The sequence below is a fragment of the Acidisphaera sp. S103 genome (assembly GCF_009765975.1).
Taxonomy (GTDB): Bacteria; Pseudomonadota; Alphaproteobacteria; order Acetobacterales; family Acetobacteraceae; genus Rhodopila.
The window spans coordinates 13,624-19,161 of the sequence record NZ_LMUJ01000067.1; the positions used below are offsets into that span (position 1 = coordinate 13,624).

General features: G+C 64.2%; 6 protein-coding genes. 2 read left to right on the forward strand and 4 right to left on the reverse strand.

Translation table 11 applies throughout. The features are described from left to right. Positions 1 to 25: 25 nt before the first annotated feature. From GSQ89_RS24585 to GSQ89_RS24600, 4 genes are read right to left on the reverse strand one after another with little or no spacing between them, the layout of a single operon-like run. The gene (locus GSQ89_RS24585; protein ID WP_158930221.1) at positions 26 to 1,135 is read right to left on the reverse strand and encodes an alpha/beta fold hydrolase; all 1,110 of its coding nucleotides are present in this window, start codon (positions 1,133 to 1,135) and stop codon (positions 26 to 28) included. Continuing rightward, on the reverse strand, positions 1,132 to 2,388 hold the full coding sequence (locus tag GSQ89_RS24590) for a cytochrome P450 (RefSeq protein WP_158930223.1): 1,257 nt from the start codon (positions 2,386 to 2,388) through the stop codon (positions 1,132 to 1,134). The genes GSQ89_RS24585 and GSQ89_RS24590 overlap by 4 nt, the downstream gene beginning before the upstream one ends. Positions 2,389 to 2,410: 22 nt before the next feature. Then, on the reverse strand, positions 2,411 to 2,737 hold the full coding sequence (locus GSQ89_RS24595; RefSeq protein ID WP_158930225.1) for a 2Fe-2S iron-sulfur cluster-binding protein: 327 nt from the start codon (positions 2,735 to 2,737) through the stop codon (positions 2,411 to 2,413). Between the two features lie 23 nt (positions 2,738 to 2,760). Continuing rightward, positions 2,761 to 3,993: an NAD(P)/FAD-dependent oxidoreductase gene (locus tag GSQ89_RS24600; protein ID WP_158930227.1), complete on the reverse strand. Its 1,233-nt coding sequence runs from the start codon at positions 3,991 to 3,993 to the stop codon at positions 2,761 to 2,763. Between the two features lie 436 nt (positions 3,994 to 4,429). Between GSQ89_RS24600 and GSQ89_RS24605 the strand changes: the two genes are divergently transcribed. Beyond that, complete coding sequence (locus GSQ89_RS24605) at positions 4,430 to 4,630, forward strand: hypothetical protein (RefSeq protein WP_158930229.1); 201 nt, start codon at positions 4,430 to 4,432, stop codon at positions 4,628 to 4,630. 15 nt (positions 4,631 to 4,645) lie between these two features. Continuing rightward, positions 4,646 to 5,538, forward strand: an 893-nt coding sequence (locus GSQ89_RS24610) for an ABC transporter substrate-binding protein (RefSeq protein WP_158930231.1), incomplete at its 3' end; no start/stop codon positions are given.

Below are 5,538 nucleotides of genomic sequence, written 5' to 3' on the forward strand. Positions count from 1 at the left end.
GGCGATAAGACGGTTCAGCCAACCTTCAGCGGCGCAGGAACGCCAGCAACAACGCGATCACCTCATCCGGCTTTTCCTGCTGCACCCAATGACCCGCGCCATCCAGCAGATGCACCCCGGTCATCCGCGTGCAAACAGTGTTTTGCATGCGTTCGATCGCCCCGTAGGTCTGGTAGATACCCCAATCCTGCCGGCCTGAGACGAACATGGACGGCACGTCGATGGTCCGGCCACTGAACACCTGCAGGTCCGTGGTCATGACGCTCTGGGTACGGCTGCGGTACCATTGCAGCCCACCCTGGAACCCCGTCCGCTCGTATTCACCGCTGTAGACACGCATCGCGGACTCGGGCAGCCAGCGGCAGGCGGCGATCGCCTCCGGGCTGGGCATTTCGTGGGCCACCGTCTGCGGCATCGTCTCGCCCAGGTCCATGATGTAATAGGTCGGCATCTTCGCCAGTTCAGCCGCGGTCGCTCCGGCCAGCCGGAACGGCTTATTCCCGGCCCAATCAGCACTTTTATGATGATAATAGGCGCGCAGGAAATCATGCATGCCTTGCCGGCTGTTGGTCATGTCGGCATTGGCCTCACGCGTCGAGTAATACCACTGATAATGCTTCCGCGGCCGGTCCAGTGTCGCCAGCGCCGTGTGGATGTCCAGATTACCTGGTGGCGTCAAAGCCGGCGGCCCGGCGAACGGCGCGCTCATCAGCGTCACGGAGTGGAAAAGATCCGGACGCAGCAAAGCGCACCATGCGGCAACACCGGCCCCGGAATCATGGCCGACAACGGCCACCACAGATGCCAGGTCCAGGGCCGCCAGCAGCCCAACCATGTCGCGCACAAGGTTTAACTGGCGGAACGATGCCAAATCGCCGTCGTACTCAGGATCCCACCCGGTGGTGCGGCCGAAACCACGCTGGTCCGGAGCGACGACGTAGTAGCCGGCCTCCGCCAAGGCCGGCATCACGTAGCGCCAGGCGTAGGCCAGTTCCGGGAACCCGTGCAGCATCAGCACGCATGGGTTACCCGGCGTTCCAGCCTCCAGCAGATGGACACGCAATCCGTTCACCCCGTCCACGAAACGGGATCGGATACCCGGCGGCAAAACGCCGGCCTCAAGTGGTTGGATCATGCCGGAATACGCACTTTCATTTCGGTGATACCGTGGATGAAGTTGGAGTAGATGCGCTTCGGTTCTTCCACAAGTTCGATCCTGGGGAAGCGCTTCATGATCTCCTCCCAAAGGATAATCAGTTGCATCTCCGCCAGGCGGTTGCCGACGCAACGATGCACCCCGAAGCCGAACGACAGATGATGCCGCGGCCGAGCGCGATCGATGATGAATTCGTTCGGGTTGTCGATCGAATCTTCATCGCGGTTGCCGGAGATGTACCACATCACTACCTTGTCGCCGGCCTTGATCTGCTTGCCGCCCAGTTCGGCGTCGGCCAGCGCGGTGCGGCGCATATGCACGATGGGCGACTGCCACCGGATGATCTCCGGCACCATGCTGGGGATCAGGCCGGGGTTGTCGCGCAGTTTCTGATATTCCGCCGGGTGCTTGCACAGTGCCCACAACCCGCCGCTCATGGAATTGCGCGTGGTGTCGTTGCCGCCGACGATCAGCAGTGTCAGGTTGCCGAGGAATTCCGCCGGGTCGTTGACGAGGTTCCGGGTCGCCTCACTGTGGGCAAGCATGGAGATCAGGTCGAACCCGCCGGGACGGGCAGCGCGTTCGTGCCACAGGCCTGTGAAGGTGCGCAGCGCATCACCGAGGATTTCCAGCCGTTTTTCTTCCGAATTGACAATGCCGCCGGCGTTGACGTCCGCGGTGGCGCAGTCGGACCAGAAGGTCAGCTTGTTGCGTTCCTCGATGGGGAAGTCGAACAACGTCGTCAGCATCAGCGTGGTCAGTTCGATCGACACACGCTTCACCCAGTCGAAGGTTTCGTTGCGCGGCAGCCCGTCCAGCACCGTGCAGACGCGTTCGCGGATGACCGACGACATATTGTTCAGGTTGGCGGGCGCGACGATCGGACTGACGACCTTGCGCTGCTCATCATGCCGCGGCGGATCCATGGAGATAAAGCTGGACCGGCGGAATTCCATCGGCCGGTCGGTGATGGTGATGCCGCCCAGCCGCGCCTCGGAGGAATAGATCTCCGGGTGCGTTTCCACCGCCATGATGTCCTTGAACTTCGTGACCGACCAGAACGACCCGTATTTGCCGTCCTTGCGGTAGTGGACCGGGGCCTCGCGGCGCAGGCGTTCGAAATACGGATAGTAGACGTCATCCTGGAACAGATGTGGATCGCTGACGTCAATCTGGTCGAGCGGTGTCGTGTAGGCATCCGAAGCAGGATCGTAATGGACCGGTGCATTCATGGCGGAGCCTCCTTATCACAAATCAGTGCTGTCCTTCCGGCATCCGCACGACCAGGCCATCCAGGTCGTCGGCGACCTCGATCTGGCAGGACAGCCTGGAATCCGGCTGGGTGACGGCGGCGAAACTCAGCATGCTGGCTTCCTGCGATCCCGGCACCGGCAGGCCGATGCGGTCCAGCCAGGCGGCGTCGATATAGACGTGGCAGGTGGCGCAGGCGCATTCGCCGCCGCAATCGGCATCGATGCCCGGGACGTTGTTGTTGATGGCACCCTGCATCACGGATTTGCCAACCGGAACCTGGACCGTGTGTGCGGTGCCGTTATGCTCGATATAGGTTATCTTAGGCATTGAACGTTCCCTGTTTGCCGGCGTTATGCTGCCAGTTCCTGCATCGATACTGACATATCCGCGATACGCGCGCGAGTAAGACGTTTGCGCCGCTGGATGATCCGTCGTCCACCCATGAATTCGGTGGAGGCGTTGACCGCTTCCACCGCCTGGACCGTGCCATCCTCGGTCAGGTGGAACAAGGCGAATTTTCCGGCGTCCACGTCGCCTCGGACAGCGATCTCGGTGGTGTCGAACGGCATGCCGGCGATTTGCAGGCGCAAATCGTACTGGTCGGACCAGAACCACGGCACCTCGGGCGCCGGCTGAGGTTTGCCGCAGATCGACGCGGCGGCCTGCTTGGCCTGTTCCAAGGCATTCGGCACGCTCTCCAGACGGCCCGTCCGTTCATACAGCGGCAAAGGACGGCTGGTGCAGTCGCCGATCGCGAAGATCGCCGGATCGCTGGTCCGGGCCGCCAGGTCCACGACGATGCCGTTGCCGCAGGCCAGCCCAGCCTCCGCGGCCAACTCGTCGTTGGCGATGGCGCCGACCCCGACCAGCGCGGCATCGCATGGGATCGATCGGCCATCGCCCAGCCGGACGCCGGTGACGCGGCCATTGGCGCCGTCCAGGGCGGCGACCTGGGCATCGACCTCGATCGCCACGCCCTGGCCACGGTGAAAATTGTGGAAGAAATCCGACAGGATGGGGCAGGCGACCCGGGCCAGGACGCGGCTTTCGCGCTCGATAATGATGGCCTCGGCCCCCAAGGCCCTGGCGGATGCGGCGGCTTCCAGGCCGATATACCCGCCGCCGATCACCGCCAGCCTGGCACCCGGCTGCAACGCCGCCTTCAGGCGATCCGCATCCGCCGCCGATCGAAGTTCCAGCACGCCATCCAGGTCCGCCCCCGGCAAAGGCAGCCGCCGCGCCCTGGCACCCAGCGCCAGGATCAGGACGTCATACGACAGGCTCTCCCCGTTCGACAGCGCGACGGTCTTCGCCGTCCGGTCGATCCCGGTCACACGGGTCGCCAGCCGCAGGGCGATCGTCGCCTCGGGGTAGAAAGTGGCAGGCCGCAGCGCCAGGCTTTCGGCGGTTGCCTCGCCTTGCAGCCAGGCTTTCGAGAGGGGCGGGCGCTGGTAGGGCGGGATGGGTTCGTCACCAATCAGGGTGATCGCGCCCTGCCAGCCCATCTGCCGCAGCATGGCCGCGGCGGAGCCACCGGCATGGCCTGCGCCGGCGATCACGATGTGTCGGCTGTCCTGATTCACCCGCTCGCTCCCGTGGTTCGTTCAGCGGATAGGAGCAGCGGGCGGCAGCGGTGGCAAGCCGACGGATATCCTGGTTTTCGCCGCGGTGCGGAATATAACCGATTTTTGCCGCCATACGCTCAGGAATAGAAAATAAAACTTTATTAGACTCATGTGTTGCACTTACACAGAAAAATATCCTCTTATCCTCACATCAACCGGCCCCGCGCCGGTCTGAGCAGGAGAACGGTGGATGACCCATACAGCACGAATCACATCCTCGGACCGCCAGGCGGCGGTGGCGATGTGCCGCTGTTGCCCGCCGATGCGGTGTCGGTGCCCCGCACCGAACCTGACCGAACCTGCCCACCTCTGAATTCGCGGGAAGGGCGGTCCGCCGGTGAGGCCGAAGCAGCCCCCGCGGATCGCAGTCCCGGTCCCAGAAAGGACCCATTCCATGTTGCAATCCCACGTCATCGATATCGACGGGACTTTTGTCGGCGCCGCGGTGCGCCTGGACAGCGGCTATCGCTTCATCGCCACCGACCTGAAGCTGGATGACCTCGACGGATCGATCTGGCCCACCCTGGCCGACGTCCAGCGCCTCGCTCGGCGTCTCTACCTCGGTGGCCGCCTGACGTCGCCGCTGGCGCACTAACCGGAAGGATTTTCCATGACACGCGTCTCCGTCTCGCGCCGAGGCCTGCTTCAGGCTGCCGGTGTCGCTGCCCCGCTGGGCCTGATCGCCACCCGTGTGTTCGCCGGCAATCGCCCGGCCATCCCCGACGACCTGATGGCGCCGCCGATCTGCAAGGCCGCCGCCACCGTGCCGGTGACCGTGGTCACCCAGCGCCGCACGGTGAAATTGACCTGGAATGCCAGCGCCATCTGCACCGTCGGCGTGCCGGTGGCGCAGCAGAAGGGGTATTTCACCAAGCGCAACCTGGATGTCGACCTGATCAACTTCGGCGGCTCCACCGACCAGTTGCTGGAGGCGATCGCCACCGGCAAGGCCGATGCGGGCGTCGGCATGGCGCTGCGCTGGCTGAAACCGCTGGAGCAGGGGTTCGATGTCCGCATCACCACCGGGATCCATGGCGGCTGCATGCGGCTGCTGTCCGCCAAGGGCAACGGCATCACCTCGCTGGAGCACCTGAAGGGCAAGGTCGTCGGCGTCGCCGACCTGGGGGCTCCGGACAAGAACTTCTTCTCCATCCGCCTCGCCAAACTGGGCATCGATCCGCTGGCCGACGTGGAGTGGAAAGTGTTCCCGGCCGATCTGCTGCCGGTGGCGCTGCAGAAAGGGGAAATCCAGGCATTCACCCTGGGTGATCCGCTGGCCTGGGTCATCCGCGACCGCGATGGCCTGGCGGAGGTCGCCACCAACCTCGACGGCGACTACGCCCACCGCACCTGTTGCGTGCTGGGCGTGCGCGGCGGCCTGATCCGCGACGACAAACCGGCCGCCGCGGCGCTGACCGAGGCGATCCTGGAGGCTCAGGGCTTCGTCTTCGAGCACCCTGAGGAAGCCGCCGCGATTTTTGCCCCCTACGCGCCGTCCGCCAA